General features: G+C 36.4%; 27 protein-coding genes. 22 read left to right on the top strand and 5 right to left on the bottom strand.

Annotated elements, in window-relative coordinates; genetic code table 11:
- Window positions 1–10 precede the first annotated feature (10 nt).
- The 19 genes from trxA (ACTQ46_RS06070) to rpsI all read left to right on the top strand — a co-directional run bounded on the left by trxA (ACTQ46_RS06070) (window position 11) and on the right by rpsI (window position 12,947).
- Window positions 11–328, top strand: a complete 318-nt coding sequence (gene trxA, locus ACTQ46_RS06070; protein ID WP_441748094.1) for a thioredoxin — start codon at window positions 11–13, stop codon at window positions 326–328.
- Between the two features lie 9 nt (window positions 329–337).
- Window positions 338–652, top strand: coding sequence for a thioredoxin (gene trxA / locus ACTQ46_RS06065; protein WP_441748092.1), 315 nt, complete (start codon window positions 338–340; stop codon window positions 650–652).
- Between the two features lie 341 nt (window positions 653–993).
- A complete protein-coding gene (locus ACTQ46_RS06060; protein ID WP_441748090.1) occupies window positions 994–1,254 on the top strand; it encodes a pro-sigmaK processing inhibitor BofA family protein in 261 nt (86 codons plus the stop codon).
- 138 nt (window positions 1,255–1,392) lie between these two features.
- Entirely contained in the window at window positions 1,393–2,040 is a 648-nt protein-coding gene (locus ACTQ46_RS06055) for a 50S ribosomal protein L25 (protein WP_441748088.1), read from the top strand.
- Between the two features lie 97 nt (window positions 2,041–2,137).
- Entirely contained in the window at window positions 2,138–2,764 is a 627-nt protein-coding gene (tmk, locus tag ACTQ46_RS06050; RefSeq protein ID WP_441748087.1) for a dTMP kinase, read from the top strand.
- Complete coding sequence (locus tag ACTQ46_RS06045) at window positions 2,761–3,087, top strand: cyclic-di-AMP receptor (protein ID WP_441748085.1); 327 nt, start codon at window positions 2,761–2,763, stop codon at window positions 3,085–3,087. The genes tmk and ACTQ46_RS06045 overlap by 4 nt, the downstream gene beginning before the upstream one ends.
- A 10-nt stretch (window positions 3,088–3,097) precedes the next feature.
- Window positions 3,098–3,376, top strand: coding sequence for a cyclic-di-AMP receptor (locus ACTQ46_RS06040; protein WP_441748083.1), 279 nt, complete (start codon window positions 3,098–3,100; stop codon window positions 3,374–3,376).
- A complete protein-coding gene (locus ACTQ46_RS06035) occupies window positions 3,376–4,188 on the top strand; it encodes a hypothetical protein (protein ID WP_441748081.1) in 813 nt (270 codons plus the stop codon). The genes ACTQ46_RS06040 and ACTQ46_RS06035 overlap by 1 nt, the downstream gene beginning before the upstream one ends.
- Complete coding sequence (locus ACTQ46_RS06030) at window positions 4,181–4,990, top strand: PSP1 domain-containing protein (protein WP_441748079.1); 810 nt, start codon at window positions 4,181–4,183, stop codon at window positions 4,988–4,990. The genes ACTQ46_RS06035 and ACTQ46_RS06030 overlap by 8 nt, the downstream gene beginning before the upstream one ends.
- A gap of 156 nt (window positions 4,991–5,146) precedes the next feature.
- On the top strand, window positions 5,147–5,314 hold the full coding sequence (locus tag ACTQ46_RS06025) for a DUF362 domain-containing protein (RefSeq protein WP_441748077.1): 168 nt from the start codon (window positions 5,147–5,149) through the stop codon (window positions 5,312–5,314).
- A 217-nt stretch (window positions 5,315–5,531) separates the two neighbouring features.
- Entirely contained in the window at window positions 5,532–7,676 is a 2,145-nt protein-coding gene (gene recQ, locus ACTQ46_RS06020; protein ID WP_441748075.1) for a DNA helicase RecQ, read from the top strand.
- 126 nt (window positions 7,677–7,802) lie between these two features.
- Window positions 7,803–8,819 (top strand): hypothetical protein, encoded by a 1,017-nt coding sequence (locus ACTQ46_RS06015; RefSeq protein ID WP_441748074.1) that lies wholly within the window; start codon window positions 7,803–7,805, stop codon window positions 8,817–8,819.
- A 66-nt stretch (window positions 8,820–8,885) separates the two neighbouring features.
- Window positions 8,886–9,980, top strand: a complete 1,095-nt coding sequence (locus tag ACTQ46_RS06010) for a M20 metallopeptidase family protein (protein ID WP_441748072.1) — start codon at window positions 8,886–8,888, stop codon at window positions 9,978–9,980.
- Window positions 9,981–10,210: 230 nt separating this feature from the next.
- Window positions 10,211–10,426, top strand: a complete 216-nt coding sequence (locus ACTQ46_RS06005; RefSeq protein WP_441748070.1) for a hypothetical protein — start codon at window positions 10,211–10,213, stop codon at window positions 10,424–10,426.
- Window positions 10,413–10,772: a hypothetical protein gene (locus ACTQ46_RS06000; protein ID WP_441748068.1), complete on the top strand. Its 360-nt coding sequence runs from the start codon at window positions 10,413–10,415 to the stop codon at window positions 10,770–10,772. The genes ACTQ46_RS06005 and ACTQ46_RS06000 overlap by 14 nt, the downstream gene beginning before the upstream one ends.
- A gap of 9 nt (window positions 10,773–10,781) precedes the next feature.
- On the top strand, window positions 10,782–11,165 hold the full coding sequence (locus ACTQ46_RS05995; protein ID WP_441748066.1) for a hypothetical protein: 384 nt from the start codon (window positions 10,782–10,784) through the stop codon (window positions 11,163–11,165).
- A gap of 15 nt (window positions 11,166–11,180) precedes the next feature.
- A complete protein-coding gene (locus ACTQ46_RS05990) occupies window positions 11,181–11,912 on the top strand; it encodes a Cache 3/Cache 2 fusion domain-containing protein (RefSeq protein WP_441748064.1) in 732 nt (243 codons plus the stop codon).
- A gap of 195 nt (window positions 11,913–12,107) precedes the next feature.
- Window positions 12,108–12,542 carry a 50S ribosomal protein L13 gene (gene rplM / locus ACTQ46_RS05985; RefSeq protein ID WP_441748062.1) on the top strand — a complete coding sequence of 145 codons (435 nt, stop codon included), beginning with the start codon at window positions 12,108–12,110 and terminating at the stop codon, window positions 12,540–12,542.
- 12 nt (window positions 12,543–12,554) lie between these two features.
- Window positions 12,555–12,947 (top strand): 30S ribosomal protein S9, encoded by a 393-nt coding sequence (gene rpsI, locus ACTQ46_RS05980; RefSeq protein WP_441748060.1) that lies wholly within the window; start codon window positions 12,555–12,557, stop codon window positions 12,945–12,947.
- A 157-nt stretch (window positions 12,948–13,104) separates the two neighbouring features.
- Here the strand turns inward: rpsI and ACTQ46_RS05975 are convergent, their stop codons facing one another.
- Genes ACTQ46_RS05975 through ACTQ46_RS05955 form a run of 5 tightly spaced genes read right to left on the bottom strand, consistent with a single transcriptional unit; the run spans window position 13,105 to window position 17,347 of the window.
- Window positions 13,105–14,010 carry a DMT family transporter gene (locus ACTQ46_RS05975; RefSeq protein ID WP_441748058.1) on the bottom strand — a complete coding sequence of 302 codons (906 nt, stop codon included), beginning with the start codon at window positions 14,008–14,010 and terminating at the stop codon, window positions 13,105–13,107.
- A 17-nt stretch (window positions 14,011–14,027) separates the two neighbouring features.
- On the bottom strand, window positions 14,028–14,411 hold the full coding sequence (locus ACTQ46_RS05970) for an iron chaperone (protein WP_441748056.1): 384 nt from the start codon (window positions 14,409–14,411) through the stop codon (window positions 14,028–14,030).
- A 9-nt stretch (window positions 14,412–14,420) separates the two neighbouring features.
- Window positions 14,421–15,083, bottom strand: coding sequence for a DUF6320 domain-containing protein (locus ACTQ46_RS05965; RefSeq protein ID WP_441748054.1), 663 nt, complete (start codon window positions 15,081–15,083; stop codon window positions 14,421–14,423).
- A gap of 9 nt (window positions 15,084–15,092) precedes the next feature.
- On the bottom strand, window positions 15,093–16,415 hold the full coding sequence (locus tag ACTQ46_RS05960) for a hypothetical protein (protein ID WP_441748052.1): 1,323 nt from the start codon (window positions 16,413–16,415) through the stop codon (window positions 15,093–15,095).
- Between the two features lie 11 nt (window positions 16,416–16,426).
- The gene (locus ACTQ46_RS05955; protein ID WP_441748050.1) at window positions 16,427–17,347 is read right to left on the bottom strand and encodes an alpha/beta hydrolase; all 921 of its coding nucleotides are present in this window, start codon (window positions 17,345–17,347) and stop codon (window positions 16,427–16,429) included.
- A 130-nt stretch (window positions 17,348–17,477) separates the two neighbouring features.
- On the opposite strand from ACTQ46_RS05955, the gene rlmD reads away from it, so the two are divergent.
- From rlmD to ACTQ46_RS05940, 3 genes are all read left to right on the top strand, one after another.
- On the top strand, window positions 17,478–18,782 hold the full coding sequence (rlmD, locus tag ACTQ46_RS05950) for a 23S rRNA (uracil(1939)-C(5))-methyltransferase RlmD (protein WP_441748048.1): 1,305 nt from the start codon (window positions 17,478–17,480) through the stop codon (window positions 18,780–18,782).
- Between the two features lie 571 nt (window positions 18,783–19,353).
- Window positions 19,354–21,021, top strand: a complete 1,668-nt coding sequence (locus tag ACTQ46_RS05945) for an N-6 DNA methylase (RefSeq protein WP_441748046.1) — start codon at window positions 19,354–19,356, stop codon at window positions 21,019–21,021.
- Window positions 21,021–21,434: a hypothetical protein gene (locus tag ACTQ46_RS05940; RefSeq protein WP_441748045.1), complete on the top strand. Its 414-nt coding sequence runs from the start codon at window positions 21,021–21,023 to the stop codon at window positions 21,432–21,434. The genes ACTQ46_RS05945 and ACTQ46_RS05940 overlap by 1 nt, the downstream gene beginning before the upstream one ends.
- Window positions 21,435–21,481: the final 47 nt, after the last annotated feature.

The raw sequence follows: 21,481 nt of genomic DNA, 5'->3' as shown, positions 1-21,481 counted from the left end.
GGAGGCATATGTGAAACCGACGATAGTAGATGCTAATAATTTCGATGAAGAAGTGATAAATCTCGCCGATACTAAAATATTGGTAGATTTTTGGGGGAACCATTGCGGTCCCTGCAAAGTTATGGATCCGATTATAGATCAAATAGCTGAAGAGAGAGAAGACATAAAAGTCTGCAAATGCAATATCGACGAGAATAGAGAAGTAGCGAAGAAGTATTCCGTCTTATCCAAGCCCACGTTTCTTGTTTTTCTAAATGGTGAAGAAAAGAAATATGCAGTAGGGGCGAAAAGAAAAGAAGATTTAATCAAAATGATTGAAGAATTATAGGAGGCTGTTATGGGAGCAATTGTAATTACAAATGATAATTTCGAAGAAGAAGTATTAAACGCCAAAGAAAGTAAAGTATTGGTTGATTTTTGGGCATCATGGTGCGGACCTTGCAAAATGTTATCGCCAATTATTGACGAAATAGCTTCTGAAAATCATGAAGGTCTTAAAGTCTGCAAAGTAAATGTAGACGAAAATCAAAGCTTAGCGATGAAATATCAAGTAATGAGTATTCCTACATTACTTGTATTTGAAAACGGAGAAGTTGTAAAAACCTCAGTAGGAGCTTTACAAAAAGACAAAGTATTAGAATTAGTAAAATAAGATGCAGAGAGATGATTTCATCTCTCTTTTTTCTTTATAGAAAAGTTTAGAAAAAGAGAAGATAGAAAAGAGAAAAGAGAAATTATTGTAGAAACAAAAAGCTTGTTTCTTTCCTCCAAAAATCCTCGATACCTATTATAATATACGATTTATAAAAACGGCTTTCTCTCATATGAGGAAACACGTTCCATGTTTCCACCATAACTTTACTCTCTCACTCTTTCACTCCCACTCTTTCTTTAAAACTCATTTAGCAGCAAATTGATGAAATATTGTGTATTTTTAGAGGATAACTACGGAGGCGGATATGCTAAACTATCAGTAAAGAGAAAGGAGATATTATGGACATTATTCTATTAGTAGGTGGAACTATACTAGGAATATTTATTCTTATGGGTCTTGGGAAAATATTCAGTTTATCCTTTAAAATTTTAGTGAGACTTGTGTTTAATGCTCTTGCAGGAGCCATTACGCTTCTTGTTTTTAATGTAATCGGCGGTTTGTTCGGAGTAAGTATAGCTATTACCTTTATCAATGCGCTGATAGCAGGGATATTTGGTATACCCGGTGTTCTCTTTCTGATTTTGCTTCAGATAGTATAAAGGATGTAAATGTTTCTTTGGGTCGGAACAGCGGCTAAAGGATCAATAAAATTTGCCATAAACCTTGCTAAATTCAAGGGTCCTTGATATAATACGTAAGTATGAATCTTTTAATTTTGATATAAGGAGGCGCTAACCATGGCAGACTTTACTCTAAACTGCGCGAAAAGAGAGAGCGTAGGTAAAAATAAAGTTAATAAGCTTAGAGCAGAAAAAATAATCCCAGGTATCGTATATTCAAAGGGAGACGAACCGATTCCGGTTCAAGTAGAAGAAAGAGATTTAGCGAAAGTATATCGTGAAGCAGGAACAAGTAATATTGTTTTCTTAATGATTGACGGAGAAAGATATCAAGTACTTTTTAAAGATGTACAAAAGCATCCTTTCAAAAACCAATTTGTTCACGTTGATTTCTTACATCTTAAAAAAGGTCAAAAACTTCGTGTTAATGTACCTATCGTATTGGAAGGAAGAGACGAAATTCGTGTTCAGCCATCTGTATTAATGCAGACACTAAACGAAATCGAAGTAGAATGTACTCCTGCTAATATTCCAAATGAAGCAGTAGTAAGTGTTGAAGAAATGCAAATCGGAGATAATATCTTCGTATCAGATCTTGATATTTTCAACGACGAAAATATTGAAATCTTAACACCAGCTGAAGAATTAATAGCTGCTTTATCTGAACCAAGAGAAGAAGTTATTGAAGAAACAGAAGAAGAAGTTGCAGCAGATGTTCCGACTGTTGACGAAACAAAAGAAACAGATGAAGAAGATGCTGAATAATTTCTTAAAAAGCGCGGGGGCAACCTCGCTTTTTTTGTTTTGTTAAAAGCTGTTTTTAAGGTAGAATATAGTTAACGATATAAAAAGTGGTGATAGGATGTTTATAACATTTGAAGGACCGGATGGATCCGGAAAAAGTACAATATTAAATAAGGTATGCGAGAATTTAGAAAAAAGAAAGATCGACTTTTTAAAAACACGGGAACCTGGCGGGCCGGAGATCTCGGAAAAGATCCGAAATCTTTTATTGGATCCGGAAAATGGCGAGCTGTCATTTAGAACAGAAGCCCTTCTTTATGCTGCAGCAAGAGCGCAGCATGTCGATCAATGGATCCGTCCCGCACTCAAAGAGAAGAGACTTGTTTTATCCGATCGGTTTATTCTTTCAAGCATTGCCTATCAAGGTTATGGAAGAGGATTAGGTGCGGATGCTATTTGGGGGATCAATGATTTTGCGATCCAAGAGGTAAAACCGGATCTTGTCTTATTTTTCGATATCGATCCCATCTTATCCATAAAAAGAAAAAGAGAGAATTTTAAACCGGATCGTTTAGAACAGGAAATGGATAGTTTTCATCAGAAAGTTTTTCAAGGTTATCAAGCAATTCTACAGCAATATAGAAACGACAGCACTTTTATACGAATAGATGCTTCGGGCAGTGTAGAGGAAGTTTACGAACGAGTGATGAAGATTCTTAATCTTCAGTTAGGAGGAATAGAATGAAATTAGTAGTAGCAATTGTACAGGATCAAGATGTTTCTCTTCTTAGAGACGATCTGACAGAAAATAAATTCCATATGACAAAATTAGCCTCATCAGGAGGATTCCTGAAGACAGGAAACAGTACTCTTCTTATTGGAACACCAAAGGAACGGGTAGAAGAGGTTCTGCGTATTATTGAAGAAAACTGCGAGTCAAGGGATACTACAGCTTCTATGGTGAATCTGACCAGTCCTCAAGAACCGTTTATGCCTATGCCCATGGATGTACATATAGGAGGAGCTACAGTATTTGTTCTTGATGTGGAGGAACACTATAGATTCTAAGGAGGAAATTATGAAACTTATATTAGCCGTTGTTGAAGAAGATATGACATTCGATGCCATAAAAACCTTAAGCGCTTACGGATATCGTACAACTAAATTTGCCTCTACAGGCAGATTTTTGAAAAAAGGAAACTCTACTCTGCTCCTTGGCGTCGAAGACGAAAAGGTAGAAGATGTTATACGAATTCTAAGACTTATCAGCGACAGCAGAGAAAAAGAGCCAGAAGACGAACATTCTACAAATGTAAACTGCTTTGTCCTTCCAATGACTGATTTCCAGAGGTTTTAATGAAACATCCATTGCTGAAGCTGCAATTAGAAGAGGAGAAGTATTCTCATGCTTATCTTTTAGAAGGAAAGAATCCAGAGAATACAAGAAAAGAAGGGCTGGAGCTGGCAGAAAGTATTCTTACAGAAAATGGGAAGAATTTATTATTAAAGGAGAAGTTCAACCATGAAAGTCTGGGAGATTTTTACGAGCTGATCCCAAAGAAAAAAATAATTTCTATTGATGAAATTCGGGGAGTGATTCGCTTTTTCAGCACATCGCCTCTAGAAGCCCCTTATAAAATCGTGTTTATTCCAAATGCCCATAAAATGGGAAATGAAGCAGCGAATGCCCTGCTCAAGACTTTAGAAGAGCCTGCGGGTTATGGAATATTGATATTGACTTCATTATCAAAACGAATGCTGCTGCCTACTGTAGTATCAAGATGCCGGATATTTTCCTATTTAGAAGATCAAGATCAGAAAAAAGCGATGATGGAAGTCAATGAGATTATCTTTGATGTTTTAAAAGGAGATTTGTTAGCGATACCGAGAGGCAAAGAAGTATTCGATGCTTTAAAAGACGAGAAAGAGGAATTATTAAATTATACAGAAAGATTTTTAGGAGATTTGTTTTTATATCAAAAAGGAATTTCCGAAAAAATGATTTACTCTGAAAATTACGGATATTATGATAAACTGTCTAAGACGAAAAATATTGACAAAATGATCCTTAAAACAGAAGAGGTCCGTAAAAATTTTAAAATAAATGCAAATTATCAATTATCTTTAGAAGAATTGTTTATATATATAATGGAGGTTGCAAATGGTTAAAGTTGCAGGAGTTCGGTTCAAGCATACCGGAAAGATTTATTATTTTGAACCCAATGATTTTGATTTGGAAATCGGGGATCCGGTAATTGTAGAAACAGCTAGAGGAATCGAATATGGGAAAGTAGTTGTTCCCGTCAAAGAAATTAAAAAAGAGGAACTGGTATCGGAATTGAAACCGGTGATTCGTATTGCCGACGAGGCAGATAAATATATCCATTCTGAAAATTGCAAAAAAGCAAAGGATGCTTTGGATATTTGCGAAATAAAAATAAAAGAACATAAATTGGATATGAAGCTTGTGGATGCAGAATATACATTTGACAATAATAAAGTTATTTTTTATTTTACATCCGATGGCCGAGTGGACTTTAGAGAACTGGTAAAAGACTTGGCGTCAATTTTTAGAACACGAATCGAGCTTCGCCAGATTGGGGTGAGAGACCAGGCGAAGATTGTCGGCGGTATCGGCGGATGCGGCCAGCAGTGCTGCTGTAATCGATTTTTAGACGACTTTGCGCCGGTTTCCATAAAGATGGCCAAGGAACAGTCTCTTTCCTTAAATCCCACTAAAATTTCCGGTTTGTGCAGCAGGTTGATGTGCTGCTTAAAATACGAAGAAGAAGTTTATAAAGAAAAAAATAAACGTCTTCCGAGAGTAGGGCAGGCGATTATGACTCCGGATGGAGAGGGGAAAGTGATGAATGTTCAAACCCTTACAGAAATTGTTTCAGTAAAAGTAAACACAGAGGATAATGTGTTGATTAAAAATTATTTTTTCGAACATCTCGAAGAAGTAAAATAGATGTTTTCGCCGATACAAAAGGTTTAATATTTTGTATCGGTTTTTTATTAAATTTTTTTGAGTGTTGTATTTTTCCAAAGATATGCTATAATAAAAATGATATAGGATTTATATATCAAATATATCCATATGGATAAAACTAATAGGGGGAAAATTATGGCTTATAAAATTACTGATGAATGTATCGCTTGTGGAGCTTGTGCACCAGAATGTCCAGTAGAATGTATCTCAGAAGGAGATATCTATGTAATCGACGCTGATGCTTGTATCGATTGCGGATCATGTGAATCTGTATGTCCTACAGGAGCAGCTCAACCAGAGTAAGAAAAACAGAATACATAATAAGAAAAGCGAAGAGAATATTCTCTTCGCTTTTTGTGTGCGGAAAATGGGCAGCACGCCTTTCGGCGGCTAGGCGGCATGCCTAGGGCAGTCAGGCAGGATCCCTATCGGGACCGAGGCAAAGAGTTAAAAAAAGTTTCTTCCTGAAATATTACAAGGGCTTTGATATACTAGTAGCAGAAAGAACTTAGGAGGAACTATGGAAGCTTTAGAATGTCTGCAGAAGTATTTTGGATATAAAAATTTTAGGGAGAGTCAAGAGGAAACGATAGACCATCTTTTACAGGGAAGGGATACTTTGGGAATTATGCCTACAGGATCCGGGAAGAGTATCTGCTATCAGATCCCGGCTCTTTTGTTTGAAGGGATGACCCTTGTTATCTCTCCTCTTATTTCCTTAATGAAAGATCAAGTTCAGACCCTTAAAGAAAATGGAATCGCCGCAGAGGTTTTGAATTCTTCCTTAGACAAGAAGACTTATATCGATGTGCTTCGAAAGGTATACCGAGGGGAGGTAAAATTACTATATATCTCTCCAGAACGTTTGGAAGTGGAGGGTTTTATAGAAAAGCTTTCAAAACAGAAGATTTCTTTCGTTGCAGTAGACGAGGCCCACTGTATTAGCCAGTGGGGCCATGATTTTAGACCCAGCTATCGCAACATCTATCATTTGATAGAAGAAATCCATCCCCGGCCTGTAGTAGGCGCTTTTACTGCAACGGCGACGATTCGGGTAAAAGAGGATATTATAGAGCAGCTGTCTTTAGAAAACCCTTTTATAAAAGTAACAGGTTTTGATCGGGATAATCTTTATCCTGTAGTAGAGCGCAATGTTGATAAAAACAAGTATCTGTTGGAAGAGCTGGATAAAAGAGAGTCGGCGATTATTTACTGTGCTACACGAAAAATTGTGGAGGAAGTCTATACTTTCTTAAAACGCAAGGGATTTCCAGTCTCGAAATATCATGGAGGCCTTTCAAAAGAAGAAAGAGAAGATATGCAGAATCTATTTATATATGATAAGCTTCCGGTGATGGTGGCGACTTTAGCCTTCGGCATGGGGATCGACAAGCCGGATGTGCGCAAGGTCATTCACTATAATCTTCCAAAATCGATGGAAAACTATTATCAGGAAGTAGGACGCGGGGGAAGAGACGGAGAAAAATTCAAAGGCATTCTTCTTTTCGCCCCGGGAGATATTCGGATTCAGAAGTTTCTATTAGATCAAAACGACAGTGACGAAGAAGAATATGAAAAGCTGGATCAGATGGTTGCCTATGCAAATACAAACGGCTGCTTGAGAAATTATATACTCGAATATTTCAATGAAAAGCCGGATGGAAAATGCGGATTTTGCCAAAACTGCGACAGCTCTTTTATAGAAGAGGATATTACAATAGAGTCCAAAAAGATTCTTTCTTGTATCTATCGATCCGGCCAGCGTTTCGGTGCCTCTTTAATAGCGGATATTTTAAAAGGAAGCCGGAATAAAAGAATTCGGGAACTTAAGCTTGATGAAATATCAACTCATGGGCTTATGAAAGAGTACGATAAAAAAAGAATCGTTCAGATGATTGATGAACTCGTCCAAAGGGAAATCGTCACAAAAGAACAAGGAAAATTTCCGATCCTTCATTTAAATGAAAAAAGCAGCGAAGTATTAAAAGACAAGACTCCTGTTATAATGCGTTTTCGAAAGGAAGAAGAAAAAGTCTACTCGGCGAAGGCAGAAAAAACATCTGCGAGGGTCTTTGATTTAACACCAGAGAAAGAAAAACTTTTCGAAGTGTTCAGAGCTTGGAGAAAGGTGAAAGCCTCAGAGGAGCAGGTACCTCCTTATGTAATCGCATCGGATGCGACACTCAGGTCATTGGTAGAGGTTTTGCCGAAGACTTCTGAAGAGCTTTTAGAAGTCCACGGAATCGGCGAAAGAAAAAGAGACAGTATCGGAGAAGAGGTATTGAGAATTTTAGGAATTTGGGAAGGGGAAAATACAGAGAAAGAAGTAGAAATTATAAATTCTTCTGCGAACAAAGACGAACCCAGCTATCTTGTAACCTTTCAGCTATACCAGTCAGGTTTGGATATAGAAGAAATTCAAAGAATCCGCTCTCTAAAGAAAACGACTGTCTGCGGACATTTGATTCAGGCTCTTAAAGAAGGATACAGTGTGAATATAGAGGATTTTGTTTCTCCTGAAAAAATGGAGCAGATTCAAAGCGTTCAGCAAGAATTAGACACGTATCGTTTAAAACCCATAAAGGAAGCTCTGCCGGAGGAGATCGACTACGATGAAATCCGTTTTATGATGGCTTGGATAAATAGAGAAAACAGTTCCGAATAAAGGAACTGTTTTTTATTTGACAATTTATCCTTCTTTCGTTAAAATCAAATCGTTATATAAATAAAAATACAGTGAATGAGAAAACGTAAAAGAGAGAAGTGCTCTTGTAAGGAAAACCTTTTCGAGATGAAATGGATTGCAACTAGAAAAAACAAAGGAAGGTTAAAGAGTATGCCGCTGATTATGGAACATAGAAGGATCTGCCAAGTATTAGAAGAAATAAAGGGCTATAGAGAAGAGAGGATTGAGGTAGAAGATTTAAAGGAAAGCATCCTGCAGGAAGATTTATACGCCTCGTTTGGGCTGCCGTTAAAAGAAGCTTCAAGTTTAGATAAGAAAAGGGAAAAAGGATCTATTATTCCGCTTAGCATAAGAAAAGATGCTAAAAGAAAGAGAGATGAAGCAGGCAGCTGCCATGCAGAAATAATCGATATAAAAAAAGAGAAAGAGAAACTCCTTCCAAAAGGACAATTGTTTGAGAAAGGAGATCTTCTTTTTCCAAAAGGAACAGTTCTGACAGAAGAAGAAATTCCTCTTTTAAAAATTGCAGAAATAAAAAATGTGAAGGAGTTAAAGAAAAAAAGAATAATAATGATCTCCACTTCGACAGAAAATATAGGAATCTATAAAGGTCTTTTAGAATCGTTTCCCGTACAATGCAAAATATGTCATGAAAAATTTAGTATAGATCTTTTAGAAGAGGAAAGACAAAACACGGATCTTTTCATCGCAGACGATATCAAAAGCCGTCAAGGAAAAGTATATTCCCTGTATGAGAATCAAAGAGAAGAAGTTATGGGTCTTTGTATGTACAAAGGAAAGGGAGTCTTTCACTTGCCTCATACACCGGATGGTTTTTTATCTTCCCTTGTATGGATAGTAGAGCAGCTTTTTTCAGAAGGGAGGAAGGCTCGAAAACTTCAGAAGGTTCTGTTAGGGGAAGATATGAAAGCTTCTTTATACAAAAAACAACATAGCCTGATGTACATAAAATGCGAACAAGGTCATTTTGTTGCTTATCCTTTAAAGGGAGAAAACTTGAAAGACAAGAAGCTTTTAAAAAAGAAAAAAGCTGTTTTTTCCATGGAAAATCGAAGAGAAGTTTTTCAAAGAGGAGAATGGATAGAGGTGATATGGATTTAGGGGGTTTTATATTTTTCGATGAGTTATAATATAGTTAAAATTAACAGAACCTAGAAAAGAGGAATTATGAAAGAATTAGATAAAATTATAGCGTTGCGAAAAAAACTCCACAGCCATCCAGAGCCCTCAAACCATGAAAGAAAAAGTCGTGAAATATTAAAGAAGTTTATTGTAGAAAACTCCTCGATAGAACTTGTGGATAAAGGAGACTGGTTCTATTGTGTTCATAGAGAAGAAGGGGCCTCTGAAACGATTCTCATTCGTGCCGACCATGATGCCATATTGAATTCCAAGGGAGAACTTTTCCATGGATGCGGTCATGACGGACACTCTGCAATTCTTGCAGGAACGATAGTTGAAATAGAAGGAAAAAAATTCGGGAAAAATATTATATTTTTATTTCAGCCTGCAGAAGAAAACGGAACCGGGGCAAAGCTATGTACGCCTATATTTAAAGAAGAGAAAATCGACAAAGTTTTTGGACTTCACAATATGGCCGGCTTAAAAAAAGGAACGATTTATTACAAGCCGGGAGTATCTCAATTTGCTTCCCAAGGGCTGAGCATTGATTTTCAAGGCAGGCAGTCCCATGCATCAGAACCTGAGAAAGGGAAGAATCCCGTTTTTGCAATGGCAGAACTTGTAAGCTTTCTAGAGCCTTTCAACGAGTTGAAAAAGGTGGAATATAAGGGCAGAAGGACTCAAAATCCTGTTCTTTGTACTATAGTAGAAATCGCCTGCGGAGGCAAAAACTTCGGTATTAATCCAGGCAAAGGTGTTTTATCTTTGACTATACGCAGCGAATCCGGCAAAGATTTACAAACCTTTAAAGATAAGATCATTGCGAAAGCACAAGAACTTGGAGAAGGACTTTCTATAAAATATGAGGAATTTGATGTATTTGGAGAAACTTGCTGCGATCCTCATCTTACAGAAGAGTCGGTAAAAAATCTTCAAAAAGCCGGTTTTAAAACAGAACTTATGGAAGAAGCTTTCCGAGGAAGCGAAGATTTTGGTGTATATGGAGATTTTGCTCCTGCAGTTTTCTTTTATCTAGGGATCGGGGAAGACTATCCTCCTCTTCACAGCGATGAGTATGAATTCCCAGACGAGACAATAGAAACAGGGATTGGATTATGGATGGCTTTAATAGAAGCTTAAAAGACCCGTGAGGGTCTTTTTTTATTTATAAAATAGATTATATAGTGATACGAAATAGTTATAATTTACTCTTATCATTGATTCCCCAAGATTTTTTTTATACAATAGAAGTTACACAATACAATATCCTTTGGATAGAAAGCGTTTTAGTTAACTGAATATAACGGTAACGTATAATATAACGCGAAGTATAGTCTTTATAATAACAATTTAATGTGGGAGGGAGTTTAATGAAGCGGAAAATCGTGAATAAAAACCTGGCACGTGTGTTGGGATTTTTGGCCTTTATTGCAACAGGCGGAGGATTATTAGTATCTACAGCAATAAAGAATTCGAATTTTCACAAAACGGAAATCGTTTTAGTTTATGGAGGGTTATTTGCTATAAGTTTAATCGATCATTTAATTCAGCTGATAGAAGGAGATGAAAAGGATGAAGATCACTAAAAAACATATATATATTCTTTTGTGCGCCTTTGCTGGTGTAACCATTACTTGGTACATCAATCATAAGATGGGCTATGGTGCGATTATAGCCAATGGTCTGGTGGGAGTAGTAGCGGCGGTATTTTTGCCCAATGATTTGGCAGGGATTACATATACATCCTCCTTTGTGGGGATGAGTTCTATTGATATTATTCCAACCCTGCAGACTGCTTCGTTAGCTAGTTTTATTGTGGGGATTATATTGATTTCTACAGCTGAAATTTATGCGGGAATTGGTGGAAAAGGCGGAACAACAGCTGCTTTATCGACGATTATTACAAAAAATCTCATCGATTTTTTCAGATAGGAGGAACATATGCAAGACGTTGTTTTACTTATGGTGTCTGTAGCAGCAGGAATGCTTACCTACACAGCATCGAATATTATAAAAAGAGGAGGAGTCATAGCTTCTGCTATCATAACACTAGCAGCAGGCCTTACGCTGCCTCATTTCTTTCCAGAATATGGAAATGTACTGGCAGCTGCAGCAACTTGCGCTTCCTATGCCGGAATGATCTCAGTGGAAAACGCTTTAAATGTTTTTGAAATGGCGGTTATTTCTCTGATGACTGGAATTTTGTTTGTAACGGCAAGCAATGCATATATAGGAATCGGCGGAAAGCTGGGAACGATAGCGGCAATTTCATGTTTTGCCTGGCTGGGTTTCAAGAAAATATTCGCTGCGATAGATCACAAGTAATGGAGGGATAGGAAGATGAAAATAAATAAAAAAGCATTGATTTCCTATGCGGGAATGATTGCCTTAATAGCGAGTTTGATCTTTGGGCTGTTAGGATATTCCAGTACGAACAGAGAGATCGAAAATATAAAAACAAATTTGCTGACAAGGCATATGGAAAACAATATTATACTCACAAGAAAATATATGAATGGGAATTACGGAAAGCTCACTGCAGGAAAAGGGACTCTTCTCGATAAAGACGGAAACAGCATTGAAGAAGATACAAACTTCGTAGATTCTGTGATGGAGGATTTAGGAGACCAGGTAACGATTTTCGTTCGGGAAAATGATAATTTTAGAAGAATTGCTACGAATATTATGAATGATAACAAGCGTGCCACAGGAACCTATCTTGGAAAAGATCACAAAGCTTATGAAACAGTACTCAATGGGGATATTTATATTGGCGAAGCAGATGTGTTGGGAGAGAACTATTATACAGCCTATGAGCCTATCTCTGACGACAATGGAAATGTTATTGGACTTTTGTTTATCGGAGTTCCTACAAAGACATTGGATACCATAACGGATGTACATTATGCTGAAGTCAATCGGATTAATACTATTATTTTAGCCCTTAGAGCAGTCGCGTTAGGTTCATTAATCGCACTTGTGACTCTATCTCTTATGGAACAAAGAGCTTTAAGAAAAAATGTAAACCAGCTGGAAGCGGCTCTAGAGGATGAAAAAGAAAAGAAGGAGTAAAATTCTTGACACAGGAGGTCTTTTAGGTTACACTATTACGGTGTTTGAAAAGGTCGCCCCTGTCCTTTTGAACAATATCCAAAAGTCGCCAGCTGCCGAGTGTGCGACCCATAAATCCTCGGTCGGAATAGAATCGCTATTTGACAGCGATGTCTAAGTAGTCAAAATATTGTAAAAAGGAAAGGTAAGGTAATCATGAAAAGCTATGTGGCGAAAGCCGGAGACATCCAAAGAAAATGGTATGTAGTAGATGCTACAGATGTTGTCCTTGGTAGACTTGCTTCTAATGTTGCAAGTGTTTTAAGAGGAAAGAACAAGCCAACATATACTCCTAGTATGGATACTGGAGACTATGTTATCGTAATCAATGCTGACAAAATTCGTTTAACTGGAAATAAGTTACAGCAAAAAGAGTATAAATATTATACAGGATATGCTGGAGGACTTAAAACAATCCGTTATGATGAATTATTAGAAAAGAAACCGGAAAAAGTGATCGAACTTGCTGTTAAAGGTATGCTTCCAAAAGGACCATTAGGAAGACAAATGTATAAAAAATTAAAAGTTTATGCAGGACCAAACCATGACCATGAAGCACAGCAGCCGGAAGTTCTTGAGATTGCGAAATAGGAGGAGTTATAAATGGCTAGTACACAATATTTAGGAACCGGAAGAAGAAAGACTTCTGTAGCCAGAGTTCGTCTTGTACCGGGATCAGGAAAAATTACAATCAATGATAAAGATATAAATGAGTATTTCAACTTTGAAACATTAAGAACAATCGCTAGAGAACCCCTAACATTAACAGAAAACACTGATAAATTCGATGTTTTAGTAAATGTTAAAGGTGGTGGATACACTGGACAAGCTGGTGCGATCCGTCATGGAATCTCTAGAGCCCTTCTAGATGTAGATGGAGAGCTACGTTCTACTCTTAAAAGAGCAGGATTCTTAACACGTGACCCTCGTAAGAAAGAACGTAAGAAGTATGGTTTGAAAAAAGCCAGAAAAAGCCCACAATTCTCAAAAAGATAATATTTATATATTCAAAAAACAGTGCAATAGGGGACATGCACTGTTTTTTTATTGCCTATAATAGAGAGCTGAGTTCAGAAGAAGAACGCTAAGGATACGTATCTCTTATAATAAGAAGATTTTTGAGCAGAGCGAAAAAAACATCCACCCCTATAACCTACTCCCTATAGCCTATAATCTTTCTGTCACTCTTTTTAAAACGTATTTCTCCAAGGATAGCTCCTCCGAGGATAAAGACTGCACCTATAATCTGTACAGGAAGCATTCTTTCCCTTAATATAAGGACAGAAAGAAGGACTGCCGATAAAGGTTCTAGATACCCGCTGATGGCAATAGTCTGGGCTGGTATTTTGCTTAAAGGAGAGAAATATAGATAACATCCGATCCCAGTACTTAGGCCTAATAAAAGAATAGGAATCCAGTTTCCTCCGCTGAATTCAAAACTAAAGCCTTTTGTGATAACTCTAAAGAGAAGAACGAATAAGAATGTAGAAATCAGCTGGATAACAGATTTTTCAAATCCGCCGATACGCTCTCCCAGTTTGCCGAATATCACCATAAATGCATAAAAGAAAGCGGCGAGTATACCACAAAGTATTCCGAAAAAAGAGAGCCCGCTTATGGAAGCACCTCTATTAATGAGTAAAACACCGAACAAGACAATCAGGATACTGATTAATTTACGAGGGGTAATCTTTTCCTTAAAAAGAACAGGAGAGATTGCCATAACGATAATCGGACCGCAGTAATAAAGAAGCGTTGCTAAGCTGACCCCGATCTGCTGATAAGCCTCATAAAGAAAAGACCAGCTGCAAGCCATGAAAGCACCGGATAAGACTGCAAAGAATATGTCTTTTCTGTATTTTAGAAAGGTCCATGTATTTTGGCTTGCGAGAAAAATCAGCAGCAATAAAATACTCCCTATAAGAGACCTTAAAAAGACAATATCATTGCTTGGAAGAAGGATAAAACTTGCGATGATACCATTAGTCCCAAACAAGAGCAGGGAAGAGATATATTTGATATAGGCTTTTTTATTTAAAGAGTTTGTTTTTTGTTCCATTGTAATTCCTTATAATTCTATGTTCTAATTGTTCTTACGCCAAAAACCGGCATGGTTTTTTTTTCTTCGATATTAAATTCGATCATTTTTTCGATTAAATCATAGGGAACGTCTTGTGTCCATTTAATCTTAACGATCATCATTCCATAGCCATATTCTCTCTTCTTTAACTCTTCTTCAAATATTTGAATCGTTTTGTTTTCGGGACAGATAGACAAATGATTCTTTGTTATATTTAAAGACAATATAAATGTCCCGTGATCCGAATAGACCGGCTCGTTCCATTTGATCTCTCTTTTGAGCTGAGGATGTTTTTCATCGATCCAGCGGACAATTTCCCAGAAACGCTTTTTGTGTTTCGGGTTTTCATGTTTTTCTATAAACTCGTCAAATTCATGCATTGTATTCTCCTAGATTCGAAATCGTTTCTTGATTTCAAGGGTGATAAGATCTCCATACTGGACTAAAGTAAAAAGGAGCAAAGAGATTCCTAAAAAAGTGGATAAATAAGCAGGAACAGGACTTTTCGCGATTCCCAGCAGTAAAAGTATTCCTGGAATAACACTTAAAACTGCAGCCAGCATAAGATACAAAAGCCCATCGATAAGAGACAGTCTTACAAATTTCAAAGACAGCACAAGTGCAAACAGTACAATGATACAAGAAAAAGGAAGGGCAAAGCTTAAGGACCAGCCTCTCCACCCGTTGATAATATCCGTATAGATCGCTAAAAGATTTAAAGTAACTAAAAGATAAAGAAAGCTCTTTGCGATATTTCTTCTTTTTCTGATCAATATAGTTACACTAAGCCATAGAGTAGCTACACCTATAAGAATTGCTTGAAAAACTTCTCCTTCTCTATTTAAGAAAAAATAATTAATGGCTAGTAAGCCCACCACAAGAAGGAAGGAGAGTAATAAAAGTACATTTGTCAGTTTATAGCGGTTGAATTTTAGTGGAATATTCGGATAGGGATTCGTTTCTTTTTTGATTTCTTCCAACCATTCATCGCAAAGAGGGCAGTAGTCTTGATCTCCTTGGATTTTCACATCGCATTTTTTGCAATAACTCATAATAATCTCCTAATCGTACAATTCATTGGCTCTGATAGTTATAGGAATATCGAATTTTCGAAGTTTTTCGGCAAAATCTCTTTCGATTTTTCTCTCCACGAATGGGGATGTGAATGTAATTGTTAAGCGGTCGCCGTAGCTGATCATACAAAACTGGGGTCTTACTGTGGCTGTTAAAAATCCCGCATCGATAATGCTTTCTCTCAGTTCCTCCGGAATATCCAGTTTACCCAGATTTGACATGGAAAGAGTGAGCCCGCGATTGTTTAGACGATTAATCTGTCTAAGGGCGAAGTCTTTTATCGGTCTTAGGAGGACTCTTCCGATGGGAATATTCTCCGATTGAACCAGCTTTCTAACCTTTTCTTCAATGTAATCAATTCTCGTCTGTTGGATCAGCTGTTCTTTTAAAGATCTGCAGAGATCTTTGAAGTCATAGTCTTTAGTAAAAGGATAGGAAAGCTTAGCTGTATAAAAGAAATTTCTTGCAGAATTCGAAGGAAAAAACTGTCTAAGATTTACAGGAACAGAGATCCTGAGGGAAATGTTTTTGTCTTTTCCGTAGATAGAATAGGCTGATTCCATAAACAAAGCTGTTAGAAAAATAGTCATAGAAACACGGTATTCTCTAGAAATTTCCAGAGTTTTTTTAACAGGGACAATCATCTCTACAATATTCATTCGATGATCTGGTGTGTATTTTCCTCGAATATGAAGAACTTTACGGTTTGTTCTAGGGCTTTGTGATAGAAAAGGTTTTGCGATTTTTTTTGCTCCCCTTGTGAAATGGTAGAGAGCCGATCGGGCAGACTTAATATAGTCAGATTCTTTTTTATGGTCGAAATGATCATAGAAACTGTCTTCGTAAAACTGTTTCTTTTTAAAGGGATCTGCACCTCGTACAGCTTTTTCATGTTCCGGATGAAGGATTAAAGAATAGTTGATCACTAGATCCCGGAAAAACCATAGAGCACCTGTGCCGTCCGATAATGCATGGAAGAATTCGCAATGAATTCTATTTTCATAATAGAGGACTCGATAAAGAAGCTCCCTGCGGTCGTAATGGTAGATTTGAGCACAGGGGATTTCTGTTTCTTTTTCAATAGAGGATTTGAGATCGCTCTGCTGCAGATAATACCAGAAGAATCCTCTTCGCAGCACACTGCGGTAAAGTATAAATTTCTCCAGAGTCTGGTCTAAAGCTTTCTGCAGTACAAAAGGATCAACGGCGTGATCCATATTCGCTGTTAAGCGAAAGACTTTCGTATCAAGGCCGCTTCGTGCAGCTAGAAAAATATTGGAGGCATTGTCGAGTTTTACCCACTCTTTCATGACGAACTCCTTTAGTTATTTAAAAATCGGTTTACATGATCGTAAAATGTCTTTACAAAGGGACTGGCAATGGGCAGAGTAAAGAACCCGTGGGCTGCATTTTCCATACGATAAAGCTTCGTCGGGACGCCGGCCTCTGCAAGCCTCTGCGCGTAGGCTTCTCCTTCGTCTCTTAAAGGATCATACTGAGCTGAAAAAAGAAACGTTTCCGGCTGGTGAGATAAATCCTTTGCTAAAAGCGGGGCTATTGTCGGGCTTTTTCTTTTCTTTACATCGGGGCAGTAAAGCTCCATATAATCCTGAACATTTTTAGAGGTTAAACCATAATCGTATCCATTTGTCTTAATAGAAGGAAATGGAGAATTCGTGGTATGATCCCACCAGGTTACCGGATAAAGCAGTACCTGTTTCAAGGGTCTTTTTTTGTTTTTGCTGCCTAAAATAAGCGAAACTGCTGCGGCAAGATTTCCTCCGGCAGAATCTCCCATTAAAATGATCTTTTCATAAGGGATCTTTAAAAAGGTTTCGGAATAATTGCATAACACTTCAGTGACCCGAAGACAGTCTTCGAGGCCTGCAGGATACGGGTTTTCAGGGGCTAAACGGTAGTCTACAGACAACACCTTCCTTCCAGTTTCATTCGCTAAATTCATGCAGACAAAGGAATAGCTGTCGATATTTCCAATAACCCAGCCGCCTCCATGAAAGAAGAGAATGACTTCATCGCTGATCTGTTCTTTTGGTTTAAAGACCCGCACAGGAATCTCATGATCTTCGTCTTTAGAAAGAATGACCCTTTCCATAACCTGATAGGGGTTAATAGGAATGCTGTTAACGAGGTTCTGAACCTTTCGAATCCATTTATAGTCAGACTTTATACTTATTTTGGGAGATGCCATGATCTTAAGAATGGTCTTATAAATTATATTCATATTTTTTCCTTTACGTATTTTATATTAAGTATCAGAGATATTCGTTAAGAAGTCAAGAAAAGAGTATTATATTTTCTGTTTTTCACTGGGATAGCTTATAATAAAAGAGAAGAGAAAGGTGGAGAAAAGAATGGAAATAATTCTTGATATTATAGATAGTACAGTAGAAGGGCAGGGCATCGGAAAAAACGAAGGCCGTGTCTACTTTATAGAAGGTGCCGTACCGGGAGACCGTATTTGTGTTAAAAATATCCATGAAAAAAAACGGATACTCTATGGAGAAATAGCAGAGATTTTAAATGAAAATCCAGATAGAACAGAACCCTTCTGTCCTTATTTTGAAGAATGCGACGGCTGTACCCTTCAAAATTTAGAATATCAGGCTCAGCTGGATTTAAAAAGAAACTCCGTATTAAATGCAGTTAACCGCATCGGAGGAGAGAATATTTCTGATATAGAGATTATAGGAATGGAAGAACCGGCTCATTACAGGAACAAAATAGAATTAAAAATGGAAAAGGGGAGAATCGGCTACTATTCCAGAAAAAGCCATAAGCTGGTTGATATCGAATCCTGTCCCGTTGCTTTGCCGGTTATCGATGAAAATATAGCCCTGCTGCAGAGTGTATTCGATGAAGTTTATGAAACTCCATTAAAAGAGGGGATTATTCGAAATATTACCTTAAGAAGCAATGGAGAGGATCTGCAGATTACAGTGACTACAATGACCCAAGATTTTCCAAAACGAAAAGAACTTTTTAAAGCAATGGAAAAGATAGAAGCTTTAGCAGAAATTTATCATAGTGTAAATAAAAATCCAAGAAAGCCGGGTATTCGAAACCCAAAACTCGTTTTTCAACGAAAAGAATTTACAGAATCCATCGGATCATTGAAGTTCCGCTTATCTCCGGAATCCTTCTTTCAAGTCAATCACTATAATACGATAAAACTATACGAAGAAGCGAGAAGTCAAATGGAACTTCAGGGAGATGAAAAAATACTAGACCTTTACTGCGGAATCGGAACAACCTCTCTTTACTATGCAGAAAAAGCCTCTCATGCAACAGGAGTAGAAGTTGTATCGAAAGCCATTGAAAATGCAAAGGAAAATGCAAGGCTAAATAGTATTAAAAATGTAGATTTTATCTGCGGAAAAAGTGAAGAAGTCATCGAGAAGTTGTTAAAAGAAAAAGAGTTCGATATTATAGCACTCGATCCGCCAAGAAAAGGCCTAGATGAAAAAGTCGTAGAGGTTATCGGAAAAAGCAGTATAAAGAAAGTTCAATACATCTCCTGTAATCCCAGTACCATGGCAAGGGATATTAAGAGACTAAAAGAATACGGTTTCGAACTAAAGAAAATAAAAGCCTGCGATATGTTTTCCCAGACAATGCACGTGGAGTGCATAGCGTTGATACAAAGAGAAACTATGTAGAAATCCTGAGATTTAAGCTATTTCATGACTATTTTGTTTTTGAGGAAGATGGGCAGGGATTCAAGAAAAAAGTGCTAAAAAAGCATTTTAAGGTTTCGGTAGTAGTAGACCTAGTTAGTGGAGACACAAGAAAATAAGGAAGAAGTAAGAATCAGCAAGGAAGAAAAAGCTTGCTGATTTTTGCATTTAAGGGTTCAGACTTTTCAAAAGGACAAGTCAAGAATGGTGATTTTGATAATTCTAGAATGGCAAAAAGGAAAAGTCTAGACTTGTCAAAAAGACAACCTAACTATATAGAGTATAGTTAGATTGATAGAGTTATATTGATATTAGGGGGAGAAAGAAAAATACTCCTCTTTTATAGTAGCTTATAAGCTGAAACGGCGGTTTACCGTAATAGGATATTGAAGTTCACTAAAAAATTATAGGCTTCACAATAAATATAAAGAGACTATTTGAACCTATAAAAATTTGGTATAAATAAACCATTGACAATCATAATGTAATTTGGTATAGTTAAACCAAGATAAAAAAGAGCTTGTTTTATCACAAATATTAGGAGGCTGATTGAATGGGAAAGAAAGATGTATATGAAGTAATGGATAACTTAAGGGCAAGGGTTAGTTCGGAAGAGTATATCTATATTTTTATAGTGAATTATTATTTAAGTAGGAGGTTAAAAACTAATTCATTAGATGAAATCTTGGAAAGATTTGAAGATGAAAATATTAAATATACAATAAGATCTATTTATGAAGGTAATAACAACTATTTAGAGCAATTTAATTCTATTAAGGATTTTAACATTGATGAAATCATTGAAATTATAGGATTATTATCTGAATCAATTGGTAGGAGAGGCGGAGGAGAGCATACTACGGTTAAATCTGTAATTGATTTATCGTTAGAATTACTATCTCTAGAAAAGGAAGACGTGTTGTTAGATGTTGGCTCAGGAATAGGAACAACTTTATTAAGTGCATCAAAAACATCTGATGTATCTGGTATTGAAATTAATCTAGAAAGTTACGAATTATCATGTATTTTACTAGAATTATTTGATATTCCAATAGAAGACATAATGCATAAAGATATATTTACTTATGATTTAAGTAAATTTAAAGCTAATAAAACATTTATGAATATGCCTATGGGATTGAAAATATCAGGACAAAAATTAGAAAATATACTAGATTTTAAGTTTGATAAATCAGTTTATAAGAATCATATTAGACCGATTGACTCATCATGGGTTTTTGCTTTAGATGTAATTGAAAATACAGGCTATGAAAAATTCGTAATGCTTATGAATGGCAATCCTTTATATAGCGATAATCATCAAGATGTAAGGAAGATATTAATTGATAAAGGTAAGGTTGAGGCTGTTATAGCATTACCTAGCAACTTATTAGCTTACACTGCTATTCCTATATACCTAGTTGTATTTAGCCATAATAATGAAAGTATAAAATTTGTTGACGCAACAAAACTTTATTCAGATATTAAATATAGGCATGTGTTAGAAAAAGAGCATATTAAAAAAATTGTAAAAGCACTAGATAAGGAATCGAGTATAAGTAAAATAGTAGATTCAAAAAAACTTATAGAAGAAGATTTTACCCTTGATCCATTAAGATATACCGTAGAAGAGTTTCCATTTGAAGAAAGCATTATATTGAAGGATGTAGTAAAATCAGTTAACAGGGGTCACACCATTAGTAAAAAAGACCTAGAAGAAATGACTTCAGTTCAACCAACAGATTATCAATATTTAATGTTACAAAATTTTCAAGATGGAATATTAGATGGAAATTTACCATACCTAAAGAATTTAAACGAATCTTATGAGCGATATTTTCTGAAAGATAATTCAGTTATTGTTTCTAGATTATCACCTTTTAAAATAGGTTCGGTTGGTAAACTGAAGACTAATGTGTTAGCGAATGGAAATTTATTTTTTTTAGAAATTGATGAAAATAAAATAAACAAAGATTTCCTCACTGCCTACTTACAAAGTAGGATAGGTTTAAGAGAAATAGAGAAATATGTTAAGGGTTCTACTATGAAGACAATTAGCATTAGAGACCTTGAAAGGATTAAGATTCCAAAAATAAGTATGGAAAAACAAATCGAAATTGGTAATCAATTCGTATTATTGAATTCTGAATTTAAGGCAATCAAGAAAAGGACCGATGAAATAATAGAAGAGAGATTAAATATGTTTGAAGGAGGTATATAATGCTTCTGGATAACGAGTTAAAAATTGACGTTGCATCTGACGCAACAAAAATAGTAATGAAAAGAATTATTGGTGCTAGATCGATTAGTGAGTTGAGGAGTTATCTAAAATCAATAGGACTTGAGGAGCTGACTCCAGAGATAGATAACTTCCAGCCTAATGGGGATGTTTATGTCTTAGGAGATTTGAGCATTAAAGATAATATTGTCTATCAAATATTTAAAGATTTAAATATAGATGTTAATAGAATAAAACTAGTAAAAGGCTATAATGAGTTTAAGACTTATAATTTTAATAGGTTCCAATATGATACTTCAGTAAGGCTGATATTTGTAGGGCCAATTCCCCAAGTCAAGTCCATATTAGTGTGTAAATTCCTCGGGTATCATTTTGTGGTCAATCATCCAGCCTGATCGAGCGGTTTATGCCGCGAAAGCCTATTGATAGTGAGATATCGCCA

This window comes from Gallicola sp. Sow4_E12 (assembly GCF_052116305.1).
GTDB lineage: Bacteria > Bacillota > Clostridia > Tissierellales > Peptoniphilaceae > JBQKLI01.
Note: the sequence above shows the minus strand (reverse complement) of the source record. Positions and strands in the feature narration are given on the sequence as shown.

Coding starts and splice junctions, on each gene's coding strand:
- trxA (WP_441748092.1), top strand. CDS start 338: ATGGGAGCAATTGTAATTACAAATGATAATTTCGAAGAAGAAGTATTA.
- ACTQ46_RS06060 (WP_441748090.1), top strand. CDS start 994: ATGGACATTATTCTATTAGTAGGTGGAACTATACTAGGAATATTTATT.
- ACTQ46_RS06055 (WP_441748088.1), top strand. CDS start 1,393: ATGGCAGACTTTACTCTAAACTGCGCGAAAAGAGAGAGCGTAGGTAAA.
- tmk (WP_441748087.1), top strand. CDS start 2,138: ATGTTTATAACATTTGAAGGACCGGATGGATCCGGAAAAAGTACAATA.
- ACTQ46_RS06045 (WP_441748085.1), top strand. CDS start 2,761: ATGAAATTAGTAGTAGCAATTGTACAGGATCAAGATGTTTCTCTTCTT.
- ACTQ46_RS06040 (WP_441748083.1), top strand. CDS start 3,098: ATGAAACTTATATTAGCCGTTGTTGAAGAAGATATGACATTCGATGCC.
- ACTQ46_RS06035 (WP_441748081.1), top strand. CDS start 3,376: ATGAAACATCCATTGCTGAAGCTGCAATTAGAAGAGGAGAAGTATTCT.
- ACTQ46_RS06030 (WP_441748079.1), top strand. CDS start 4,181: ATGGTTAAAGTTGCAGGAGTTCGGTTCAAGCATACCGGAAAGATTTAT.
- ACTQ46_RS06025 (WP_441748077.1), top strand. CDS start 5,147: ATGGCTTATAAAATTACTGATGAATGTATCGCTTGTGGAGCTTGTGCA.
- recQ (WP_441748075.1), top strand. CDS start 5,532: ATGGAAGCTTTAGAATGTCTGCAGAAGTATTTTGGATATAAAAATTTT.
- ACTQ46_RS06015 (WP_441748074.1), top strand. CDS start 7,803: ATGAAATGGATTGCAACTAGAAAAAACAAAGGAAGGTTAAAGAGTATG.
- ACTQ46_RS06010 (WP_441748072.1), top strand. CDS start 8,886: ATGAAAGAATTAGATAAAATTATAGCGTTGCGAAAAAAACTCCACAGC.
- ACTQ46_RS06005 (WP_441748070.1), top strand. CDS start 10,211: ATGAAGCGGAAAATCGTGAATAAAAACCTGGCACGTGTGTTGGGATTT.
- ACTQ46_RS06000 (WP_441748068.1), top strand. CDS start 10,413: ATGAAGATCACTAAAAAACATATATATATTCTTTTGTGCGCCTTTGCT.
- ACTQ46_RS05995 (WP_441748066.1), top strand. CDS start 10,782: ATGCAAGACGTTGTTTTACTTATGGTGTCTGTAGCAGCAGGAATGCTT.
- ACTQ46_RS05990 (WP_441748064.1), top strand. CDS start 11,181: ATGAAAATAAATAAAAAAGCATTGATTTCCTATGCGGGAATGATTGCC.
- rplM (WP_441748062.1), top strand. CDS start 12,108: ATGAAAAGCTATGTGGCGAAAGCCGGAGACATCCAAAGAAAATGGTAT.
- rpsI (WP_441748060.1), top strand. CDS start 12,555: ATGGCTAGTACACAATATTTAGGAACCGGAAGAAGAAAGACTTCTGTA.
- ACTQ46_RS05975 (WP_441748058.1), bottom strand. CDS start 14,010: ATGGAACAAAAAACAAACTCTTTAAATAAAAAAGCCTATATCAAATAT.
- ACTQ46_RS05970 (WP_441748056.1), bottom strand. CDS start 14,411: ATGCATGAATTTGACGAGTTTATAGAAAAACATGAAAACCCGAAACAC.
- ACTQ46_RS05965 (WP_441748054.1), bottom strand. CDS start 15,083: ATGAGTTATTGCAAAAAATGCGATGTGAAAATCCAAGGAGATCAAGAC.
- ACTQ46_RS05960 (WP_441748052.1), bottom strand. CDS start 16,415: ATGAAAGAGTGGGTAAAACTCGACAATGCCTCCAATATTTTTCTAGCT.
- ACTQ46_RS05955 (WP_441748050.1), bottom strand. CDS start 17,347: ATGAATATAATTTATAAGACCATTCTTAAGATCATGGCATCTCCCAAA.
- rlmD (WP_441748048.1), top strand. CDS start 17,478: ATGGAAATAATTCTTGATATTATAGATAGTACAGTAGAAGGGCAGGGC.
- ACTQ46_RS05945 (WP_441748046.1), top strand. CDS start 19,354: ATGGGAAAGAAAGATGTATATGAAGTAATGGATAACTTAAGGGCAAGG.
- ACTQ46_RS05940 (WP_441748045.1), top strand. CDS start 21,021: ATGCTTCTGGATAACGAGTTAAAAATTGACGTTGCATCTGACGCAACA.